This is a genomic window from Pseudomonas sp. RIT-To-2, from assembly GCF_029623465.1.
GTDB lineage: Bacteria > Pseudomonadota > Gammaproteobacteria > Pseudomonadales > Pseudomonadaceae > Aquipseudomonas > Aquipseudomonas silvicola.
In genome coordinates this window covers 1-19801 of the sequence record NZ_JAPYKM010000060.1, presented here as the reverse complement: position 1 = coordinate 19801, position 19801 = coordinate 1, and the positions used below count along the sequence as shown (strand labels likewise).

Here is a 19801-nt window from a genome sequence, read left to right as displayed (position 1 = left end):
GTTCTCCGCCCAGCGGAGCCAAGATGGGAATGCGGTTCAAGCCGCAGCTGCCCCCGCAACTGTAAGCGGTGTGCGCCCTGGCGATACCACTGCGCAGAGCGCGCGGGAAGGTGCCAGGGCCGAGCCTGAGGGCCAACGCCGCAAGCCAGGAGACCTGCCTCGACACAGACTTCCACTTCAACCGGGCGGGGTGATCCGGTGGCGAATGCACCCGCGTGCCTGGCACCCGCGGTTCTCGTCCCGTATGCCCGCCATCCTGCCAAGGGCATCCGATGAAAACACTGGCCAAGCTTCCCGTCACTATCGTTACCGGCTTCCTGGGCTCAGGCAAGACCACCTTGCTGCGCCACATGCTGGACAACGCCCAGGGCCGCCGCATCGCGGTCATCGTCAACGAATTCGGCGAGCTGGGCATCGACGGCGAAATCCTCAAGCAGTGCACCATCGGTTGCACCGAGGAAGAAGCCACCGGCCGCGTCTACGAACTGGCCAACGGCTGCCTGTGCTGCACCGTGCAGGAAGAGTTTTTCCCGGTGATGCGTGAGCTGGTAGCCCGTCGCGGCGACCTGGACCACATCCTCATCGAAACCAGCGGCCTGGCTCTGCCCAAGCCCCTGGTGCAAGCGTTCCAGTGGCCGGAAATCCGCAGTGCCTGCACCGTGGACGCAGTGATCACCGTGGTCGACAGCCCGGCCGTGGCCGCCGGCACCTTCGCCGCCTTCCCGGACCAGGTCGACGCCCAGCGCAAGCTGGACCCCAACCTGGACCACGAGTCGCCCCTGCACGAGCTGTTCGCCGACCAACTGGCCAGCGCCGACCTGGTCATCCTCAACAAGGCCGACCTGATCGAGCCCGAGGCCTTGGCCGCCGTGCGCCGTGAAGTCGCCGAAGAGCTGCCGCCAGCGGTCAAGGTCATCGAAGCCAGCAGCGGCCGCCTGCCGCTGGACGTATTGCTGGGGCTGGGCGCCGAGTCTGAAGAACATATCGATGGCCGCCTGACCCACCACGATCATCACCATGGCGATGACGATCACGACGACCACGACCACGATGCCTTCGACTCGATCTCCATCGAGCTGCCGCAGGCCGAAGAAGCGCGCCTGCTCGACGCCCTGACCACTCTGGTGGTCAAGCACGGCATCCTGCGCGTCAAGGGCTTCGCGGCGATTCCCGGCAAGCCGATGCGCCTGCTGATCCAGGGCGTGGGCACCCGCTTCGACAAACACTTCGACCGCGCCTGGGGCGCCGAAGAAGCGCGTACCACGCGCCTGGTGCTGATTGGCCAGGAACTGGACGCCGCCCTGCTGGAAACGCAGCTGCGCGCCGCGCTGAACGGTTAAGCCATGCACCTGCTGAGAACCCAGCCCGGCGGTTTCGTGCCGGACGACAGTATCGCCGACCTGGGCCAGACACCGGCCGAGCTGGTTATTCTCTGCAGCGGTGATTCCCACCTGGCACTGCTGGCCGAAGCGGCCCTGCAGTTGCCGGACGATTTCCCGACCTTGCGCCTGGCCAACCCCATGCAGGTGCAGAACCATGCCTCGGTCGACCTTTACGTCGACCAGGTGCTGCGCCACGCCAAGGTCATTCTGATTTCCCTGCACGGCGGTATCGGGTACTGGCGCTATGGCGTCGAGCAACTGGTCGCCCTGGCCGAACGCGGCGTGCAGCTGATTCTGGTGCCCGGTGACGACCGCCCGGACCCGGCGCTCAGCGACCTGAGCACCGTGGGCCGCGAGGCCGGCGAACGCCTCTGGCACTTCCTGCGCCAGGGCGGCATGGGCAACGCTTTGTCGCTGTTCAACTGCCTGGCCAGCCAATTTCTGGGGCGCGCCTACCCCTGGGATGAACCCCGGGCCTTGCCCCGTACCGCCATTTACCACCCCGCCTGGCACGATGCGACACTGGCGCACTGGCAGGCCGACTGGGTACCGGGCCAGCCTGCCGTACCGTTGATTTTCTACCGCTCGCATTTGCAGGCGGCCAACACCGGCTTTGTCGACGTGTTCTGCCAGCGCTTGCAGGCGGCGGGCCTCAATCCCTTGCCCATCGCCGTGGCCAGCCTCAAGGAGGCCGGTTGCCTGGCCCAGGTCGAGGACTGGCTGGATGCGGTTGATGCGGCGCTGATCCTCAACACCACCGGCTTCGCCCAGTCCAGTCCCGAAGCCCCGCACCTGCGGCCGTTTCGCCGTGACATCCCGGTGATCCAGGCGATCTGCGCCCAGGACAACCAGCCTGGCTGGGAGGCCAGCGAGCAGGGCCTGGGTTCCCGCGACCTGGCCATGCACATCGCCCTGCCGGAGCTGGACGGGCGCATCATCAGCCGGCCCATCAGCTTCAAGGACCTGGCCTGGCGCAGCGAGCGCAGCCAGTCGGACGTGGTCTGCTACCGCCCCCATGCCGAACGCATGGATTTCGTCGCCGAACTGGCGCGGCGCTGGAGTGAGCTGGCGCGCTTGCCCAACGCCCAGAAGCGCATCGCGCTGATCCTGGCCAATTACCCGACCCGCGACGGCCGCATCGGCAACGGCGTGGGCCTGGATACCCCGGCGGCCGCACTGAATATCCTCGCCGCCCTGCAACAGCAGGGCTACCCCGTGCAGGACCTGCCCGCCAGCGGCACGGCCCTGATCCAGGCCCTGCTGGGCGGCGTCAGCAACGATCTGGAAAGCCTGGACCTGCGCCCCTGCGCCCAGAGCATGGCCATGGATGACTACCTGGCCGCCTTCGCCCGGTTGCCCGAGGCCAACCAGCAGGCGGTGCGCGAGCGCTGGGGCGAGCCGGCTGCCGACCCCATGTGCCGCAGTGGCCGCATGATGGTGGCCGGCCTGCGCTTTGGCCTGACCTTCGTGGGTATCCAGCCCGCCCGCGGTTACCACCTGGACCCCAGCGCCGTGTACCACGACCCCGACCTGGTACCGCCCCATGGCTACCTGGCCTTCTACTTCTGGCTGCGCCACACCTACGGCGCCGACGCCGTGGTACACGTGGGCAAGCACGGCAACCTGGAGTGGCTGCCTGGCAAGGGCGTGGGCCTGTCTGCCGAGTGCTGGCCTGACGCGCTGCTGGGGCCGATGCCCAACGTCTATCCCTTCATCGTCAATGACCCGGGGGAGGGCGCGCAGGCCAAACGGCGTACCCAGGCGGTGATCATCGACCACCTGATGCCACCGCTGACCCGCGCCGAAACCTATGGGCCGCTGCGCGACCTGGAGCGCCTGGCCGACGAATACTACGACGCCCAGTTACTGGACCCGCGCCGAGCCCGCGAGCTGCAACGCGAGATCCTGGCCCTGGTGCGCGACGCGCAGATCGACCGCGAACTGCAACTGGACGCCGGCTGGGACAGCGACGCCGACGCCGCCCTGTGGTTGCCGCGCCTGGACACCTACCTGTGTGACCTGAAGGAATCACAGATTCGCGACGGCCTGCACATCTTCGGCGAATCGCCCCAGGGGCGGCTGCGGATCGATACCCTCGCGTCGCTGCTGCGCATCCCCCGAGGTGACGGCCGTGGCGCCCATGCCAGTTTGATTCGTGCCCTGGCCCGCGCGCTGGAACTGGGTTTCGACCCATTGGACTGCGACCTCGGCGTTCCGTGGGAAGGTGCTCGGCCAGCCTGCCTGCAGGCCATGGGCGACGACAGCTGGCGCACCGCCGGGGACACCCGTGAGCGCCTGGAACTGTTCGCCGCACAGCTGATCGAGCAAGCCCTGGCCAACCCGGCACGTACGGCATGGCCGGAAGTGGACCTGATTCTCGACGGCCTGCGCGAAACCGTGGCCCCGCGCCTGGACGCCTGCGGCCCAGCCGAGATCGGTGGCCTGCTCACCGCCCTGGCGGGGCGCTTCGTGCCCGCCGGTGCCAGCGGCGCGCCAAGCCGGGGGCGCCTGGACGTGCTGCCCACGGGTCGCAACTTCTTTTCCGTGGACGTGCGCAACCTGCCCACCACCACCGCCTGGCGCATCGGCTTTGCCTCGGCGAACCTGATCCTGGAGCGCCACCTGCAAGACCACGGCGACCATTTGCGCCAGTTGGGGCTGTCGGTGTGGGGCACGGCGACCATGCGCACGGGCGGCGATGACATCGCCCAGGCCATGGCCCTGATGGGCGTGCGTCCGGTGTGGGCCACCGGCAGCCAGCGGGTGGATGATTTCGAGATCCTGCCCCTGAGCCTGCTGGACCGCCCCCGGGTGGATGTGACGCTGCGCGTGTCCGGGTTCTTTCGCGATGCCTTCGCCAACCTGCTGCGCCTGTTCGATGCCGCGGTGCAGGCGGTGGCGGCGCTGGACGAGCCCGACGACCTCAACCCGCTGGCGGCCAAGGTGCGCGCCGAGCAGGCCGCTTTGCTGGCCCAGGGCATCGACCCTGAGCTGGCGCGCCGCGAGGCAGGCTGGCGGATCTTCGGCGCCAAGCCCGGCAGTTATGGGGCCGGCGTGCAGGGCGCCATTGACGGGCGCCTGTGGCAAACCCGCGACGACCTGGCCGAGGCCTACCTGAACTGGGGCGGTTACGCTTACGGCGCCGCGGATGAAGGCACCCCGGCACGGGCGCGTTTCGCCCAGCGTTTGAGCCAGGTGCAGGCGGTGGTGCAGAACCAGGATAACCGTGAGCACGACCTGCTCGACTCCAATGACTACTACCAATTCCAGGGCGGCATGCTCGCCGCCGCCGAGACGCTGGGTGGCAAGGCCACCGCCAGCTACCACGGCGACCACAGCCAGCCCGACGTGCCACGCATCCGTACCCTCAAAGAGGAACTCAACCGGGTGGTGCGGGCGCGGGCGGTGAACCCCAAATGGATCGACGGCGCCAAGCGCCACGGTTATAAAGGGGCGTTCGAACTGGCAGCGACGGTGGACAACCTGTTCGCCTTCGACGCCACCACCCACTTGATCGACGACCACCAGTACGCCTTGCTCGCCGAGGCCTACGTGCTGGATGCCGACACCCGAGGTTTCATGCAGCAGCACAACCCTCACGCCTTGCGCGACATCACCGAACGCTTGCTCGAGGCCCAGCAGCGCGGGCTGTGGGGTGAGCCCGGCGACTACCGCGAGGCTCTGGAAGAGCTGCTGATGGATATGGAAGAAGACACTTGATGCGCGATATTCCCCATTTCCCGCTGGCCGCCGTGGTGGGCGCCGATGCGCTGAAGCTGGCCCTGTGCCTGAGCGCCATCGATCCCAAGATCGGTGGCGTGCTGATCGAAGGCCCGCGGGGCATGGCCAAGAGCACCCTGGCCCGTGGCCTGGCGGACCTGCTGGCCAGCGGTCAATTCGTGACCCTGCCCCTGGGCGCCACTGAAGAACGCCTGGTCGGCACACTCGACCTGGACGCGGCGCTCGGCGAAGGCCGCGCGCAGTTTTCCCCCGGTGTGCTGGCCAAGGCCGACGGTGGCGTGCTGTATGTGGATGAGGTGAACCTGTTGCCCGACCATCTGGTCGACCTGCTGCTGGACGTGGCGGCCAGTGGCGTCAACCGGGTGGAGCGTGACGGTATTTCCCACCGCCATGCCGCGCGCTTCGTGCTGATTGGCACCATGAACCCGGAAGAGGGCGAACTGCGCCCGCAGTTGCTGGACCGTTTCGGCCTCAACGTGGCCCTGGACAACCAGTCGCCACCCCAGGAGCGCAGCCAGATCATTCGCCGCCGCCTGGCCTTCGACGCCGACCCCCAAGGGTTTTGCGAAGAGTGGGCAACCCGTCAGGACGCGTTGCGCCAGCGCTGCCAGATGGCCCGGGACGTGCTGGAGGAGGTGCCCCTGGACGACGAAGCCCTGGCGGCGATCACCCAGCGGTGCTTTGCCGCTGGCGTGGACGGCCTGCGCGCTGACCTGGTGTGGCTGCGCGCCGCCCGGGCCCATGCGGCCTGGCGGGGGGCGCTGGCGATCGAGGCGCAGGACATCGACGCGGTGGCTGAATTTGCCTTGCGCCATCGCCGTCGTCAGCCTCCCGAGGCACCTCAGGGCGCGCAGCCGCCACCGCCCGCCAGTGATGCCGGGCAGAGCAGCGGTGCCCAGGGCCAGTGGGGTGGTTTGCCGCCCCAGGCCACCCCGATGGGCCAGCGCCGTGATGTGCCGAGCTGGCCAAAAAAGCCCTGAGCACCCGCCAGCACCCCATGGCGGGTGCGCGACCCAAGGGTGGCCAGCAGCAAGGCCGGCGCGGTGGCGCGCGAGCCGCCAGTGATGGCGCGGTGGACTGGGCGGCGACCCTGCTGCACGGCCGCCCGCGCCTGGCCGCCGACCTGCGCTGGCGTCAGCGCCGTGGCAGCGCGGCGGAACTGTGGCTGGTGGTGGTCGATGCTTCGGCCTCTACCCGTCGCCATCAGGCATTGGCCGATGCCAAAGGCCTGCTGGCCGAACTCTTCGACCAAGCCTACCGCCAGCGCGCTCGCCTGGCCTTGTTGACCGCCAGTGGCGAGCAGCCGCATTGGCAACGCCATGGCCTGAAGGCGTCGCAAGGCTTGCAGCCCTGGTTGCAGGCACTGGGGGCGGGTGGGGGCACGCCATTGTTGGCGGCCCTGCAACAGGCCGGTCAATGGTTGGCTCGGCGGGCCAAGGGGTTTCCCCATGAAGTGCGCCGCTGCCTGATCGTCACCGATGGGCGTATCAAGCGCGCAGCGGCCATCGCGCCGCTGCCGTGCCCGACGCTGCTGGTGGATATCGAAAGAGGGGCCATCCGCCTGGGGCGTGCTCGGGAACTGGCCCGCGAGCTAGGGGCGGACTATCAACATATAGACAGCGCGCCAGACACTTTATAGCGTACAGTACGGCAGTGCTGTGCGTTTATGTCGCAGGGCAACGGCAACCGGGTTTAATTAACAAGCGCTCCGCACCACAGTTGCCACTTCATGGAAGGCCAGCGCGCCACTTATTGTTGTGGCATGCTCCACGGTTGCAAGGCATAACCGCCCTCGGCGAGTTCGGCGCGTACTTCTTCCAGCAAGTGTTTCCACTGCGCCGGGTCCGAATAAGTGCTGCTCGGTACTTGTTTGCGGCCGATGCTGTTGCGGGTGCGGTCTACCACGGTCAGGCTCAGCTCGCCGTTGCCGTCCTGCGGGGCCCAGGCCACGCACTGGAAGGGTTCGAAGGCGTGGCCGGCAATCAGAAGTGCTTCGTTGACACGCAGCGGGGCGTTCATGGTTTTCAATCTCTCTAGTGTGCCCGAAAGGGGGCAAAGGCCGCCGGTGCATTTCAACCGTAGTGCCTTTGTCTATGTGTACTGATGCTGCCAACCGGGTAGCAAGTCACACGCCGGCAGAAAAATATTCAACGTTTTTTGCGCTGTTTTTTTCAGCGCAGTGTTGGACGTTGAAATGCAAGCGAAATTCCCCGTGGCGGAAAATAGTCACGGCCGTTTGCAGACCAACGGCGCTGGGCAGCGTCAACTTAGTTGCTACTGTTACAACGCGTGCGCCAACAGCCTGTTTCTAATAACTTTTATACTTCTGGCGCCAAGGAATCGGTCATGCTCGAGATGGCAACCACACGACGCCTGTTAATTGTCGACCCCTGTGACGACTGCCACCAGTTGCTGCCAGGCCTGCGTACCGTCGGCTGGGAGGTGGACAGTTGCGAACTGGACCAGGCGGCGGATCGGCCCTGTGACGTCGGCCTGTTGCGCTTGCAGCCCTTCCACCTGGAGCGGCCGGAAGCGGTCAAGGACCTGATCAGCCGCAGCAACACCGAGTGGATCGCCGTGCTTAACCAGGACGTGCTGCGTTTGCAGAACGTCGGTGATTTCGTGTGTGAATGGTTCTTCGATTTCCATACCCTGCCGTTCGACGTATCGCGTGTTCAGGTGACCCTGGGCCGCGCGTTCGGCATGGCGCGCCTGCGCGGCCAGGGCGCGGTGCACGTCAGTCAGCCGGAGCATGAGTTGCTGGGTGACAGCCGGCCCATTCGCGACCTGCGCAAGCTGCTCAGCAAACTGGCGCCCACCGAGTCGCCGGTGCTGATTCGTGGCGAGAGTGGCACGGGCAAGGAGCTGGTGGCGCGCACTCTGCATCGCCAGTCCCAGCGTCATGCCAAGCCATTCGTGGCGATCAATTGCGGGGCGATTCCCGAACACCTCATCCAGTCAGAGCTGTTTGGCCATGAAAAAGGTGCGTTTACCGGCGCGCACCAGCGCAAGATCGGCCGTATCGAAGCGGCCCATGGCGGCACCCTGTTCCTGGATGAAATCGGTGACCTGCCGCTGGAGTTGCAGGCCAACCTGCTGCGCTTTCTGCAGGAGAAGCACATCGAACGGGTGGGCGGCAGCCAGCCTATCGCCGTGGATGTACGGGTGCTAGCGGCCACCCATGTCAACCTGGAATCGGCGATCGGCGCGGGGCGTTTCCGCGAAGACCTGTACTACCGGCTCAACGTTCTGCAGGTGGTGACCGCGCCGCTGCGCGAGCGCCATGGTGACCTGTCGATGCTGGCCAACCACTTCGCCCACTTCTACAGCCAGGAAACCGGGCGCCGGCCACGCAGCTTCAGCGAGGACGCGCTGATCGCCATGGGCAAGCATGACTGGCCCGGCAATGTCCGCGAACTGGCCAACCGGGTGCGTCGTGGCCTGGTGCTGGCCGAAGGGCGGCAGATCGAGGCGGCGGACCTGGGGTTGATGAGCCAGTCGGCCACCGTGGTGCCCATGGGTACCCTGGAAGACTACAAGCACCGCGCCGAGCGCCAGGCCCTGTGCGACGTGCTCAACCGCCATGCCGACAACCTCAGCATCGCCGCCAAGGTGCTGGGCATCTCGCGCCCTACCTTCTACCGGCTGTTGCACAAACATCAGATCCGCTGACCCGTAGCAGCGGACCTGGCCGCGTCGGTGGTACCGGCAGTGGGCCTGCGAGATTCCTGTGCTAGCATGAAACCGGTTTCAGATTGTGCTGAACAGCCGGAGATTCTCATGCCCCTTATTCGACGTGACGTCGCCAAGCTGGCCCTGCTGGCCTTGCTTGGCCCAGCAGGCCCAGTGATGAACCGAGCCCAGGCAGCCCCCGCCGTGAAGACCTTGATGTTCCCCACCGCCCATGACTGGGTGCCCAACAACCCGCGTTTGCCGGTGCTGATCTACCCCCAGGCCATCGCCGTGCAGGGCAGTGACCCCGCTGCGTTGTTCGAGAGCACCTTCAAGCGTAACGGCTGGCCACCGCAGTGGCGCTACGGTGTGTTCGACTACCACCACTACCACACTCAGGGGCACGAAGTGCTGGGGGTGTTCAGTGGCCAGGCGCGGTTGATGCTGGGTGGCCCCGGCGGTGAGGAGGTGCAGGTGAGCGCGGGCGATGTCCTGCTACTGCCTGCCGGAACTGGCCACCGCAACCTAGGCTCCAGCACTGACTTCCAAGTAGTGGGCGCCTACCCGCCGGGCCAGCAGGGCAACATCTGCCGACAGGCGCCGACCCCTGCGCAGCGTGCTGCCATTGCCGCGCTGCCATTCCCCGACCAGGACCCCGTGCAAGGCGCCCACGGCGCGGTGGCCCGATACTGGGTGCCAAGCCGCGCCTAGACGTCGCGCTCGGCCGTGTCCAGCAACCAGTGGCGGAAGGCATCCAGCGCCGGCAGCGCCTGGTTGCGCGGCGGGTACACCAGGTAATAGCCCCGTGCGCTGGCGTAGGGCAGGGTGGGGCAGGTCAGTTCGCCGCTGGCCAGTTCGTCGGCGATCAGGATGCGTGGTACCAGGCCGATGCCAATGTCTGCGCGTACCGCCTGCACCAGGTGCGAGGTGAGCTCGAAACTGGGGCCCAGGCGCATGGTCTGGTGAGGCAGGCCATGGTGGGTGAACCACTCGCCCCAGGCATTGGCGTTGTTGGCGACACTGAGCAGCACCTGCTGGCTGATGTCCGCAGGGCTCCACTGCGCCCGCGTGGCCGCCAATGTCGGCGACAGGATCACCATCAGTTCCTCGGCGTGCAGCCGGTGGCAGATCAGGCCGGGCAGTTCGCTCGTGGCCACCACGATGGCGGCGTCGATGCCACTGGTGGCGAAGTCCACCGGTTCGATGCGCGAATTGATGTGCACCAGCACGTCGGGGTGGTGGCGGTAGAACCCATGCAGGCGCGGCAGCAGCCATTTCGAGCCGAAGGTGGGCAGGGTCGCCAGGCGCAGGCTGCCCGCGCCGGCCTGGTGGGCCATGGCGTGCAACGTGGCGCTGCGCACGCGGCCCAGTGCCTCGGCGATCTCGCGCTGGTACAGGCGGCCCACCTCGGTGAGTTTTACTGCGCGGCCCTCGCGGCGGAACAGCGTTACCCCCAATTGTTGCTCCAGCGCTTGCACCTGGCGGGTCACGGCACTCTGGGTCAGTGACAGTTCGGTGGCCGCGCGGGTGTAGCTTTCATGGCGCGCGGCGGCCTCGAAGGCCAGCAGCACGGACATGGAGGGCGTCAGGTTACGGTAATTCATTCGTAAAAGTCATCAAAGGCGGCGGCAATATCGGTTTGTGCCCGGCGCCGAAGTCCGGGAACATGGGCATCATCCACTACCCGGGCAGCTATTGACCATAGCCGCCCTGGCCGTACTCATGATTTGCCTGACATAAAACGAGGCCATCCCCCGATGATCGCCCACCTGACCGGCACCGCCCCGGCCACCCTGTACCCTGATTTCCTCGACGCCCTGCGCAGCGCCGGTTTCCGCGGCCAGATGAGCACCGACTACGGCACCCGTACGGTACTGGCCACCGACAACTCGATCTACCAGCGCCTGCCGCAGGCCGCAGTGTTTCCGCTGGACGCCGATGACGTGGCGCGTGTCGCCACGCTGATGGCCGAGCCGCGCTTCCAGGCGGTCAAGCTGACCCCGCGCGGCGGCGGTACCGGCACCAACGGCCAGTCGCTGACCGACGGTATCGTCGTTGACCTGTCACGGCACATGAACGGTATTCTCGAAATCAACGTCCAGGAACGCTGGGTGCGGGTGCAGGCGGGGGTGGTCAAGGACCAGCTCAACAAGGCCCTCAAGCCTCACGGCCTGTTCTTTGCCCCGGAGCTGTCCACCTCCAACCGCGCCACCGTGGGCGGCATGATCAACACCGACGCCAGCGGTCAGGGCAGTTGCACCTACGGCAAGACCCGTGACCACGTGCTGGAATTGCACAGCGTGCTGCTGGGCGGCCAGCGCCTGCATAGCCTGCCGTTGAACGAGGCCGAGCTGGCCCAGGCCTGTGCGCAGCCGGGTCGGGCCGGCGAAGTCTACCGGGTGGCCCGCACTATCGAAGAAACCCAGGGTGAGCTGATCGAGCGCACCTTCCCCAAGCTCAACCGCTGCCTGACAGGCTACGACCTGGCGCACCTGCGCGACGAGCAGGGGCGCTTCAACCTCAACAGCGTGCTGTGCGGCGCCGAAGGCTCGCTGGGTTATGTGGTGGAAGCCAAGCTCAACGTGTTGCCGATCCCGACCTACCAGGTGGTGGTCAACGTCCGCTACAGCAGCTTCATGGACGCCCTGCGCGACGCCAATGCATTGCTGGCCCACAAGCCCTTGTCCATCGAGACCGTGGACTCCAAGGTGTTGCTGCTGGCGATGAAGGACATCGTCTGGCACGCCGTGGCCGAGTACTTCCCCGAAGACCCCACCCGCCCGACCCTGGGCATCAACCTGGTGGAGTTCGCCGGTGATGACCCGGCCGAGGTCAACGCCCGGGTGGTCGCATTTGTCGAGCATTTGCAGGCCGACACCAGCATCGAGCGGTTGGGCCACACCCTGGCCGAGGGCGCGGCGGCGGTGAACCGGGTGTACACCATGCGCAAGCGCTCGGTAGGCCTGCTGGGCAACGTCGAAGGTGAGGTGCGCCCGCAGCCGTTCGTGGAGGACACCGCGGTGCCGCCCGAGCAATTGGCCGACTACATCGCCGACTTTCGTGCGCTGCTCGACAGCCATGGGCTGGCCTATGGCATGTTCGGCCATGTGGATGCCGGGGTGCTGCACGTGCGCCCGGCGCTCGACATGAAAGACCCGGCCCATGCCGCGCTGGTCAAGCCGATCTCCGACGCGGTGGCGGCGCTGACCCAGCGCTACGGTGGCCTGTTATGGGGTGAGCATGGCAAGGGCTTGCGCTCGGAATACGTACCGGCCTATTTCGGTGAGCTGTACCCGACGCTGCAAGCGCTGAAGGGCGCTTTCGACCCTCACAACCAGCTCAACCCCGGCAAGATCTGCACCCCGCCGGGCAGCGCTGAGGGCCTGATCAAGGTCAACGAGGCGCCGATGCGCGGCGATTACGACCGCCAGATCGATGAGCGTGTATGGCAGAGCTTCGGCAGCGCCGTGCACTGCAATGGCAACGGTGCCTGCTACAACTTCGACCCCGATGACGCCATGTGTCCGTCATGGAAAGCTACCCGCGAGCGCCAGCACTCGCCCAAGGGGCGTGCGTCGCTTATCCGTGAATGGCTGCGCCTGCAGGGCGCGGCGAATGTCGACGTGCTGGCCGCTGCCCGTGGCAAGGCGGCGTGGGTCAAGGGCCTGCCGAGCCGACTGCGCAACAACCTGGCGCGCCGTCGTGGCCAGCAGGACTTTTCCCATGAAGTCTACGATGCCATGGCGGGTTGCCTGGCATGCAAATCCTGCGCGGGGCAATGCCCGATCAAGGTCAACGTGCCGGAATTCCGCTCGCGTTTCCTGGAGCTGTACCATGGGCGCTACCAGCGTCCGCTGCGCGACTACCTGATCGGCTCGCTGGAGTTTACCTTGCCCTACCTGGCCCACGCCCCAGGCCTGTACAACGCCGTGATGGGCAGCCGTCTGGTCGGGCGCCTGCTGGAAGGCCAGGCTGGCATGGTCGACAGCCCGCTGATCAGCCGGTACAACTTGCAGGCCACCTTGACCCGCTGCAAGGTGCAGGTCGCCAGCCTCCCGGCCCTGCGCGAACTGACCCTGGCCCAGCGCGAGCGCAGCGTGGTGCTGGTGCAGGACGCCTTCACGCGCTACTTCGAGACGCCGCTGCTGGCCTCGTTCATCGAGCTGGCCCACCGCCTGGGCTTTCGCGTGTTCCTGGCGCCGTATAGCGCCAATGGCAAGCCGCTGCATGTACAGGGCTTCCTCGGTGCCTTCGCCAAGGCGGCGATCCGCAACGCTACCCAGCTCAAGGCTCTGGCTGACTGCGGCGTTGCCCTGGTAGGCCTGGACCCGGCCATGACCCTGGTGTACCGCCAGGAATACCAGAAAGTGCCGGGGTTGGAAGACTGCCCGAAAGTGGCCCTGCCGCAGGAATGGCTGGTGGACGTCTTGCCTGAGCAGGCGGCCAGGAGCAACGGCAGTTTCCGCCTGATGGCGCACTGCACCGAGAAGACCAACGTGCCTGCCAGCACCCGCCAGTGGGAGCAGGTGTTCGGCCGCTTGGGCCTGAGCCTTTCAACCGAGGCCACCGGCTGCTGTGGCATGTCGGGTACCTACGGGCATGAGGCGCGCAACCAGGCCACCTCGCGTACCATCTTCGAACAGTCGTGGGCAGGCAAGCTGGACAAGGAGGGCGAAGCCCTGGCCACCGGCTACTCGTGCCGCAGCCAGGTCAAGCGCATGGCCGACAAGCAGTTGCGTCACCCGTTGGAGGTGGTGTTGCAACAGCTGGTGGGCTGACCGCCCCCGACGCGGTCCCGTGACACTGCTCGATGCGTGGCACGCGGCCCGGTCCTGCAACCCAGCCCCACCAAGGCAATTGCTGCTACAGGGCGTTGGCGATGGCCTGGTTGAACGCTGGCAGGTCGTCCGGGGTGCGTGAGGTGATGAGCTTCCAGCCATTGGCCGGGCATTCCTTGACCTCGACATCCACCCAGCCAGCCGCTTTGGCATTCACCAGGTCAGTGCGCACGCTGGGGTAGGAGGTCAGGGTCTTGCCCTCGATGACTCCGGCGTCGATCAGCGCCCACGGGCCATGGCAAATGGCGGCCACGGTCTTGCCGGCGCTGACGAACTCGTTGATCAGGCGCAGGGCATCCTTGTCCTGGCGCAGGGTGTCGGCGTTGACGGTGCCGCCGGGAATCACCAGGGCCTGATAATCGTCGCCCTTGAGGTCGGCGAGTTTCTGCTCCGATTCAACCGTGCGGTCTTTCTCGGTGTCGTGCAGGAACGTTTGCACCGTGCCGCCCTTGATCGAACCATGGGTCACGTGGGCGCCAAAGCCTTTCAACGCTTCCAGTGGCTTGAGCAGCTCGTCGCGCTCCACGCCGGTATTGGACGTGATGACCAACACTTTCTTGCCTTGCAGTGATGTGCTCATGGGGTACTCCTTGGTTTGAACCCAGCAGGCGCTGGCGTGCCGGCGCCTGCGCGTTTTACGAATTGATCAGGGCCCGCGCTTCATGACGCGACAACGGCCGCTTCATGCGCTGGGACAGGGTGGCCAGCAGCGCCCGGTGCCCGCAGGCCACGACTGACTCCACCTGTTCATCGACGCACAGCAGGGCGACGAAGTTCATGGCATCGACGTCGCCGACCACCTCCACACCGTTCCAGGCACGCGCATGGCCCAGCACTTCCAGCGTCTTGCCATGTTGCAGGGTCCAGAAGAACGGAACGTCGGCGTATTCGCGCTGCGCGCCCAGCATGTTCTCGGCGGCCAGGCAGCCCTGCTGCTGAGCCACCCGCCAATGCTCGATGCGCAACGGGTGCCCGGCCAGCGGAAAGTTGACCATGTCACCCACCGCCCACAGGCCCGGCGCGGCGCGCATGCCCGCGTCGACGATCAGCGACTGGTCATCGGCCAATGCCAGGCCCCGAGCCAGCTGTGTGGCGGGTTTGACGCCAGTGCCGAACAGCACCAGGTCAGCCTCCAGGCGCTCGCCGTTCTTGAGTGTCACGGTTTCTACCCGGCCTGGGCCCTCAAGGCTCACCGGTTCGGTGCCGGTGTGAAACACCACCCCGTTGCGTTCATGGAATTGGCGCAGGGCGAGGCTCACCTGGTCGCCAAGTTGCTGGGTCAGTGGTGTCTCGTGCCGGCTGACCACCCGCACGTGCAGGCCTGCCTGGCGCAAGGCCGATGCTGCCTCCAGGCCGATGAAACTGTCGCCGACAATGACCGCGCGCTGGCTGCCCCGTACTTGCTCCAGTATCCGGGCGGCATCATCGCGCGAGCGCAACAGGAAACTGCCGGGCAACTGCGCGCCTTCCACAGCGGGGCGCTGGGGCACTCCGCCCGTGGCCAGCAGCGCGGCGTCGTAGGTCAGATGCTGGCCGTCGTTCAGGGTGATGCGCTGTTGCGCGGCGTCGATGGCGGTGACGGTAGCCCGTACACGCCGCAGGTTCGGCCAGGCCAAGACCTCGTCGTCCAGCAAGGGCGGTACTTCGGCCGCGGTCTTTTTGCCAGCGATGACAAATTTGCTCAAGGCTGTGCGGTCATAGGCCGGTTCAGCTTCCTGATCAACCCACACCAGTTGGCCGGCGAAGCCTTGGCGGTGCAGGCTTGCGACCGCCGCCGCGCCCGCGGCTCCGGCGCCTGCCACGATGAAGGTGCGCCCTTCAGCCTGGGGGGCAGGCACCGGGGCTGTGGACGGTTGGTCGTCGACCCACAGGTAGTTGTCGCGCACCTGGGCGGGATAGCGCTTGAGGCTGGCCAGGGCAGGGGGTTCGGTGACCTCGCCGTCGTTCAAGGCAAACGCGGCTTTGTGCCACGGGCAGATCAGGCGGTTCTCGCAGATCGCGCCTTGTTCCAGCGGCGCCCCGGCGTGGGGGCAGTCCGCTTGGTAGGCGCGTACCTGGCCGTTGTGGCGCAGGACGATCAATTCCTCATCGCCGGCTTTTACCCGCAGGGCACGGTCGTCTTCAAGTTGGTCCACATGGGCCACGGCATGTTCGGTCATGGGGCTTTCCTCAGGCTCTCGGTTCTGCACGTGTGGACCGGACCAGAGACCTCGCGGCTGCATCGACCCGACGGGCGGAGGCGTTTTCGTCCATCCGTTCGAGGGCCAATGCCGCTCGTCAGCGCACACGAGCCATTCCTTGAACGCCCAGCCCCTGGCGCCTGACTGATATCGGGTGATCAGGTGAAATACGTGCCTGATCGCATCGCTTGCCGCTCCAGACCGTGCTGGAACGTGATGACCTGACCGAGGTGCCACCATGAGCGCTATTGTGTTTCAAGCCGATTTTGAACAGATACCCGAAGACGAGGCGCACACCAGTGTCGAGCTGGTCGAGGCCATGCACAGTATTCTGGAAACCACCCAGGCCGATTACGGCCACCCGGTGCGCAGTGTGCATGCCAAGGCCCACGGCCTGCTGGAGGGCTCGCTGCAGGTACTGGATAACCTGCCGTCGGAGTTGGCCCAGGGGGCGTTCGCCCGGCCGGGCGAGTACAAGGTGTACATGCGCCTGTCTACCAACCCCGGGGATATCCTTGACGATCGTGTGTCCACGCCGCGCGGGTTGGCGGTCAAGATTGTCGGCGTCGAAGGGCCCCGTCTGCCGGGCAGCGAAGGGGACACCACGCAGGACTTCGTCATGCAGAACGCTACGGCGTTCACCGCGGCCACACCCAAGGACTTTCTCAAGACCCTCAAACTGCTGGCCAAGACCACCGACAAGATGCCCGGCCTCAAACGCGCCCTGTCGGCGGCTTTGCGAGGCATCGAGACCACGGTGGAGGCCCTGGGAGGGGAGAGCGGCACCCTGAAAAGCCTGGGCGGCCACCCCAAGACCCACCCTCTGGGTGAGACCTTTACGACCGTGGTGCCGGTCCTGTACGGGCCGTACTACGGCAAAATCAGCGTCGTGCCGGTGGCCGAGGCATTGCGCGCGCTAACCGACCAGCCGGTGGACCTGGATGACAAACCGGATGGCCTGCGCGAAGCGGTGCAGGCGTATTTCACCGAGCATGAAGGCCTGTGGGAAGTGCGCGTGCAACTGGCGACGAGCCTGGAAAAAATGCCCATCGAGGACGCGTCCAAGGAGTGGTCGGAGGACGATAGCCCCTATGTGACCGTGGCACGCATTCACGTACCCCGCCAGGCGTCCTGGACCCCCGAGCGTATTCAGGCCATCGACACGGCCATGGCGTTCAGCCCCTGGCATGGCCTGGCTGCGCACCGGCCGCTGGGCGGCATCATGCGCGTGCGCAAACCGGCCTATGAACACTCCGCGGGCTTTCGCGCCGAACATTCCGGCTGCCCCATCCACGAGCCACGGTGACGGCGCAACCCCCCAGGCCTGGTTCAAGCGGGGTTTCAATCGAAAAGCTGTTCAAGGTGGGGAACGAATGGCGTGCCACTGCCCCTAAGTTTTTTTGCGACCTGGCGGGGGCGGGGTGAATGGCATGGCTATTGATGGTGGCGTTGGCCTCTGGCCTGGCCGGTGGGGTGGTGTGGGCCGCGGGGGCGGCCCGGCAACAGCAACGACGAGCGCTGGGACTCGGGCCAGCAGGCGAGGGCGTGGCGATCTGCGGCGAAGTGCTGCTGGCCATCACCCTGGTGCTGCTGGCGCTGCATTTTTGCAGTTGAGGGTCAGTGATCCAGCGCCTTGGCGGCCTCGACTCCTTTGGCCGTCAGCTTGACCGGGTAGGTCACCGACGGCAGGTGATCATCGATGCTGACGGTGCCGTGGTGAATGTAACCTTCGTCCTGCAGATGCTTGAGCATGCCGGCCACGGCTTTCTCGCCGGTGAAATTGTCCAGCACTTCCTTGCCCAGCCCCTGTGGGTGGGCGTGCAGCAGACGGGTCAGTACTTCCTTTTCCAAAGGTTTGTTGCTCATGAATACCTCGAGCCTTGGCTGCGGGCGCGCAGGGTTGCGCGACATCCGTATAAGGTGGGACAGGCGTGGCGGGCAGGGATTCAAATGGGTTTTGTCCGGGGAGGCCAATGGCGCGCAACTCCCGCGCGGCATGGCACTCCAAACTGGATAACCCCCACCATCAGAGGTGCACCATGGCTTCCGACCCCCTCGACCGCTCCAGCAATCCCCTGGCCCCCGACCCTGTGGCGCCACGGCCCGGCGATGAGGCATTGGACCCGCTACCCCTGGACGAAGACCCGGAACTGGACCCCGACAAGGTCCGCACCGAGACTGGCGATGATGACGTGAGCCCCGACGACCCTCGTTGAGCCGCGCTGCACCACGATGCTAATCTGCCAGGCCACCTTGCCTGGAGCCTCGCGCCGTGAGCTTTGCGACCCTCTTGCTGTTCGTGCCCGCCTGTTTCGCCCTGAACATGGCCCCAGGGCCTAACAACCTGCTGTCGTTGAACAACGCCAGCCGTCATGGTTTCACCACGTCCTGCCTGGCGGGGCTTGGTCGCCTGCTTGCCTTCGCCGGCATGATCGCGCTGGCGGCGATGGGCCTGGCCGTGGTGCTGCACGCCAGCGAGGCGGCGTTCCTGGTGGTGAAAGTCGCGGGGGCGCTGTACCTGTTCTACCTGGCGGTGCAGCTATGGCGCGCGCCAGTGAACGGTGAGGCGCCGGGTGGCCCCGGTGGCCGCGGCCTGTTGAGGCTGGCCGTGCAGGAGTTCTGCGCCGCGGCGGGCAACCCGAAAGCGATCCTGATCTTCACGGCCTTTCTCCCCCAGTTCGTCAACGTCGACGCGCCGGCCCCAGTAGCCGAGCAGTTCTTCTGGCTGGGCCTGATGTTCCTGCTGCTGGAATGGCTGGCCATTGCCATCTACGCCTGGCTCGGCAGCCACCTGCAGCGCTGGTTCAGCCAGCCTCGGCCGCGCCGGCTGTTCAACCGCACCAGCGCGGTGCTGTTGAGTTGCGCCGGGGTGGGCCTGCTGGCCGCGCGCCGCTGAGGCGCTACCAGCTCAAGCGCAGGCCTACCGTACCCGCCAGTGCCTGCTGTTGCTGGCTGTCCAACTGCTGGCTATAGCTGAGGCTCAGGTACACGCTGACTTCCTGGCTGAGCCGAGCGCTCACGCCGGCGCCGACGTCAGCGGTGGTTGCCCGGTGCTCGCTGGCCAGGCGGTCGGCGTGGTCGAACGCCAGGGTATCCTCGCCGCCGAAGGTGTGCCACAGGTTGGCCCGCAGCCACGGTTGCAGCGGCACGCCGCCCACCTGGTAATCGCCGGCCAGCCGTGCACCCACGCGGCCGCGCCAGTAGGGGGCGGCGTCGAAGCTGATGCGCGAGACCGGATCGTCGGCGCTGTCGAACTGAATTTTCTGTACCAGCACCTGCGCCTGGGGTTCCAGGGCCCAGTGGCTCGACAGCGGTATCGGGTAACCGGCTTCCACCGAGGCGCTGGCGCCGTGGCCATGCAGGTCCAGGGTCCAGCCGCGCACGGAGCGGCTCTGGCCATCGAAGCGAGTCCCCATCACCACCGCGTCCACGTAGCCCTGGCCCGGGCTTAGCAAGGTCCAGTAGGCGCCGAGGCTGTCGGCGTCCAGGCTCAGGTTGCCGGCGTCTTCGCCCTGAAAACCCAGGGCAAACCCTTTGACGTCGCCGGACAGGTGGGCGTGACTGACAAACACGCCCATGTGCTGGCGATAGCCGTCGCGTTCGCCGCTGGCGTAAAGGTCATGGCCTACCTGATAACCGCTGAACGAACCGTCCAGCGTCGGGGCAGCGGCGCCGCTCCAGCCCTGGCGAACCTGGCTGCCGAAGGCCCGGGCCCAGCCGGCGGGCAGGGCGCCCTGTTCTCCCAGCAGGTTCTGGTCACCCTGGCGCTCGTGAAAGGTGCCCAGCACGGCTTGCGCGAGCAATGCGGCGGCGGGTGGCACAGCCGCGTAGACGGGCACCTCGACGCGGTAGAGCGGGATAGCTTCGCCGGGCGCGGCCACCGGCAGCACGGGGGTGCCCACGGCGGCGACGGGGGCCGTGGAGGCGAGGGCCGGAACCGGTTGAGCGGGTGTCACTGGTGTGGTCGGCGTGGCGGGAGCGGCAGGTG

General features: G+C 66.5%; 17 protein-coding genes and 1 riboswitch. Of the genes, 11 read left to right on the top strand and 6 right to left on the bottom strand.

All coding sequences use genetic code 11. The features are described from left to right. Positions 1 to 176: riboswitch (cobalamin riboswitch) on the top strand. This riboswitch is flagged as partial in the annotation. 96 nt (positions 177 to 272) lie between these two features. The 4 genes from cobW to QBK88_RS29420 are packed head-to-tail and all read left to right on the top strand — an operon-like array spanning position 273 to position 6762. Continuing rightward, on the top strand, positions 273 to 1340 hold the full coding sequence (gene cobW, locus QBK88_RS29435; protein ID WP_277964843.1) for a cobalamin biosynthesis protein CobW: 1068 nt from the start codon (positions 273 to 275) through the stop codon (positions 1338 to 1340). A gap of 3 nt (positions 1341 to 1343) precedes the next feature. Then, a complete protein-coding gene (cobN, locus tag QBK88_RS29430; protein ID WP_277964842.1) occupies positions 1344 to 5102 on the top strand; it encodes a cobaltochelatase subunit CobN in 3759 nt (1252 codons plus the stop codon). Beyond that, entirely contained in the window at positions 5102 to 6103 is a 1002-nt protein-coding gene (locus tag QBK88_RS29425) for an ATP-binding protein (RefSeq protein ID WP_277964841.1), read from the top strand. The genes cobN and QBK88_RS29425 overlap by 1 nt, the downstream gene beginning before the upstream one ends. 17 nt (positions 6104 to 6120) lie before the next feature. Then, the gene (locus tag QBK88_RS29420) at positions 6121 to 6762 is read left to right on the top strand and encodes a VWA domain-containing protein (RefSeq protein WP_277964840.1); all 642 of its coding nucleotides are present in this window, start codon (positions 6121 to 6123) and stop codon (positions 6760 to 6762) included. Positions 6763 to 6872: 110 nt separating this feature from the next. Here the strand turns inward: QBK88_RS29420 and QBK88_RS29415 are convergent, their stop codons facing one another. Further along, the gene (locus QBK88_RS29415) at positions 6873 to 7142 is read right to left on the bottom strand and encodes a hypothetical protein (protein ID WP_268143573.1); all 270 of its coding nucleotides are present in this window, start codon (positions 7140 to 7142) and stop codon (positions 6873 to 6875) included. A 327-nt stretch (positions 7143 to 7469) separates the two neighbouring features. Here QBK88_RS29415 and QBK88_RS29410 point away from each other — a divergent pair, with 327 nt between their 5' ends. Continuing rightward, positions 7470 to 8795, top strand: a complete 1326-nt coding sequence (locus QBK88_RS29410; protein WP_277964839.1) for a sigma-54-dependent transcriptional regulator — start codon at positions 7470 to 7472, stop codon at positions 8793 to 8795. Positions 8796 to 8972: 177 nt separating this feature from the next. Then, positions 8973 to 9506 carry a cupin domain-containing protein gene (locus QBK88_RS29405; protein WP_277964844.1) on the top strand — a complete coding sequence of 178 codons (534 nt, stop codon included), beginning with the start codon at positions 8973 to 8975 and terminating at the stop codon, positions 9504 to 9506. Here the strand turns inward: QBK88_RS29405 and QBK88_RS29400 are convergent. Beyond that, positions 9503 to 10399, bottom strand: a complete 897-nt coding sequence (locus QBK88_RS29400) for a LysR substrate-binding domain-containing protein (protein WP_277964838.1) — start codon at positions 10397 to 10399, stop codon at positions 9503 to 9505. The genes QBK88_RS29405 and QBK88_RS29400 overlap by 4 nt on opposite strands. A 153-nt stretch (positions 10400 to 10552) precedes the next feature. Between QBK88_RS29400 and ydiJ the strand changes: the two genes are divergently transcribed. Next, positions 10553 to 13573 carry a D-2-hydroxyglutarate dehydrogenase YdiJ gene (gene ydiJ / locus QBK88_RS29395; RefSeq protein ID WP_277964837.1) on the top strand — a complete coding sequence of 1007 codons (3021 nt, stop codon included), beginning with the start codon at positions 10553 to 10555 and terminating at the stop codon, positions 13571 to 13573. 85 nt (positions 13574 to 13658) lie between these two features. Here ydiJ and QBK88_RS29390 read toward each other — a convergent pair whose 3' ends face one another. Beyond that, positions 13659 to 14213, bottom strand: a complete 555-nt coding sequence (locus tag QBK88_RS29390; protein ID WP_277964836.1) for a type 1 glutamine amidotransferase domain-containing protein — start codon at positions 14211 to 14213, stop codon at positions 13659 to 13661. Positions 14214 to 14268: 55 nt separating this feature from the next. After that, entirely contained in the window at positions 14269 to 15792 is a 1524-nt protein-coding gene (locus QBK88_RS29385) for an FAD-dependent oxidoreductase (protein WP_277964835.1), read from the bottom strand. 259 nt (positions 15793 to 16051) lie between these two features. Here QBK88_RS29385 and QBK88_RS29380 point away from each other — a divergent pair, with 259 nt between their 5' ends. Both QBK88_RS29380 and QBK88_RS29375 read left to right on the top strand, forming a co-directional pair. Further along, positions 16052 to 17119, top strand: a complete 1068-nt coding sequence (locus tag QBK88_RS29380) for a catalase family protein (RefSeq protein WP_268143560.1) — start codon at positions 16052 to 16054, stop codon at positions 17117 to 17119. Between the two features lie 119 nt (positions 17120 to 17238). Continuing rightward, positions 17239 to 17427, top strand: coding sequence for a hypothetical protein (locus tag QBK88_RS29375; protein ID WP_277964834.1), 189 nt, complete (start codon positions 17239 to 17241; stop codon positions 17425 to 17427). Positions 17428 to 17430: 3 nt separating this feature from the next. Here QBK88_RS29375 and QBK88_RS29370 read toward each other — a convergent pair whose 3' ends face one another. After that, positions 17431 to 17679: a hypothetical protein gene (locus QBK88_RS29370; protein ID WP_268143558.1), complete on the bottom strand. Its 249-nt coding sequence runs from the start codon at positions 17677 to 17679 to the stop codon at positions 17431 to 17433. Positions 17680 to 17852: 173 nt separating this feature from the next. Here QBK88_RS29370 and QBK88_RS29365 point away from each other — a divergent pair, with 173 nt between their 5' ends. Both QBK88_RS29365 and QBK88_RS29360 read left to right on the top strand, forming a co-directional pair. Next, positions 17853 to 18029: a hypothetical protein gene (locus tag QBK88_RS29365; protein WP_277964833.1), complete on the top strand. Its 177-nt coding sequence runs from the start codon at positions 17853 to 17855 to the stop codon at positions 18027 to 18029. Positions 18030 to 18085: 56 nt separating this feature from the next. Continuing rightward, on the top strand, positions 18086 to 18709 hold the full coding sequence (locus QBK88_RS29360) for a LysE family translocator (RefSeq protein ID WP_277964832.1): 624 nt from the start codon (positions 18086 to 18088) through the stop codon (positions 18707 to 18709). 4 nt (positions 18710 to 18713) lie between these two features. Here QBK88_RS29360 and QBK88_RS29355 read toward each other — a convergent pair. After that, positions 18714 to 19801: autotransporter outer membrane beta-barrel domain-containing protein (locus QBK88_RS29355; RefSeq protein ID WP_277964831.1), on the bottom strand; the 1088-nt coding region annotated here is incomplete at its 5' end.

Excerpts from the sequence above, each read along its gene's own strand:
- QBK88_RS29390 (WP_277964836.1), bottom strand. The coding sequence starts at position 14,213 with ATGAGCACATCACTGCAAGGCAAGAAAGTGTTGGTCATCACGTCCAAT.
- QBK88_RS29370 (WP_268143558.1), bottom strand. The coding sequence starts at position 17,679 with ATGAGCAACAAACCTTTGGAAAAGGAAGTACTGACCCGTCTGCTGCAC.
- cobN (WP_277964842.1), top strand. The coding sequence starts at position 1,344 with ATGCACCTGCTGAGAACCCAGCCCGGCGGTTTCGTGCCGGACGACAGT.
- QBK88_RS29380 (WP_268143560.1), top strand. The coding sequence starts at position 16,052 with ATGAGCGCTATTGTGTTTCAAGCCGATTTTGAACAGATACCCGAAGAC.
- QBK88_RS29365 (WP_277964833.1), top strand. The coding sequence starts at position 17,853 with ATGGCTTCCGACCCCCTCGACCGCTCCAGCAATCCCCTGGCCCCCGAC.
- QBK88_RS29400 (WP_277964838.1), bottom strand. The coding sequence starts at position 10,399 with ATGAATTACCGTAACCTGACGCCCTCCATGTCCGTGCTGCTGGCCTTC.
- QBK88_RS29375 (WP_277964834.1), top strand. The coding sequence starts at position 17,239 with ATGGCATGGCTATTGATGGTGGCGTTGGCCTCTGGCCTGGCCGGTGGG.
- cobW (WP_277964843.1), top strand. The coding sequence starts at position 273 with ATGAAAACACTGGCCAAGCTTCCCGTCACTATCGTTACCGGCTTCCTG.
- QBK88_RS29385 (WP_277964835.1), bottom strand. The coding sequence starts at position 15,792 with ATGACCGAACATGCCGTGGCCCATGTGGACCAACTTGAAGACGACCGT.
- QBK88_RS29415 (WP_268143573.1), bottom strand. The coding sequence starts at position 7,142 with ATGAACGCCCCGCTGCGTGTCAACGAAGCACTTCTGATTGCCGGCCAC.
- QBK88_RS29410 (WP_277964839.1), top strand. The coding sequence starts at position 7,470 with ATGCTCGAGATGGCAACCACACGACGCCTGTTAATTGTCGACCCCTGT.
- QBK88_RS29405 (WP_277964844.1), top strand. The coding sequence starts at position 8,973 with ATGAACCGAGCCCAGGCAGCCCCCGCCGTGAAGACCTTGATGTTCCCC.
- QBK88_RS29425 (WP_277964841.1), top strand. The coding sequence starts at position 5,102 with ATGCGCGATATTCCCCATTTCCCGCTGGCCGCCGTGGTGGGCGCCGAT.
- ydiJ (WP_277964837.1), top strand. The coding sequence starts at position 10,553 with ATGATCGCCCACCTGACCGGCACCGCCCCGGCCACCCTGTACCCTGAT.
- QBK88_RS29420 (WP_277964840.1), top strand. The coding sequence starts at position 6,121 with ATGGCGGGTGCGCGACCCAAGGGTGGCCAGCAGCAAGGCCGGCGCGGT.